Annotated in this window: 1 protein-coding gene; it reads left to right on the plus strand. The window is 55.2% G+C overall.

From position 1 onward, the window contains the following. Nucleotides 1–94: 94 nt before the first annotated feature. Nucleotides 95–554 (plus strand): LysE family translocator (locus HT737_RS29365; protein WP_182404573.1); only part of this gene is annotated, 460 nt, incomplete at its 3' end.

Below are 554 nucleotides of genomic sequence, written 5' to 3' on the forward strand. Positions count from 1 at the left end.
GAGCCTGCCGCATCCCTCCAAACTTTTGCAAGAATGACTGCGGACAGTGCATCTGTGAAATCAAGTAGCGCAAATGACGTGATGGAGCGTAGGCATGAATGAATTGTTTCTGGTAATCGCCATCACCGTTCTGGCGGTGATCAGCCCGGGTCCGGACTTTGCCATGGTTACCCGCAACAGTTATGCCTACGGACGGCGCAGCGGGTTATTAGCCGCGCTGGGCATCGCTTGTGGCGTGCAGGTTCATGTGTTCTACACGGTGTTCGGGGTGGCGCTGATCATCACCCAATCGCCGCTGCTGTTCTGGATGATGAAACTGCTGGGCGCCGGATACCTGGTCTATCTGGGCATCAAGTCCTTTACCAATCAATCGGTGCTGACATTTGCCGATGCGAACGCTTCGGTACCCCGCGCCTGGAAGGTGTTCTGCTCAGGCTTTCTGACCAATGCACTGAATCCGAAAACCATGATGTTTGTGGTGGCGGCCTACAGCCAGGTGGTGGAGCCTGGCAGTTCGCTGACGGTGAACTTTGCCTATGGCTTGTTCATGTCGT

This window comes from Pseudomonas sp. MD195_PC81_125, from assembly GCF_014060985.1.
GTDB classification, from domain to species: Bacteria; Pseudomonadota; Gammaproteobacteria; order Pseudomonadales; family Pseudomonadaceae; genus Aquipseudomonas; species Aquipseudomonas parakoreensis.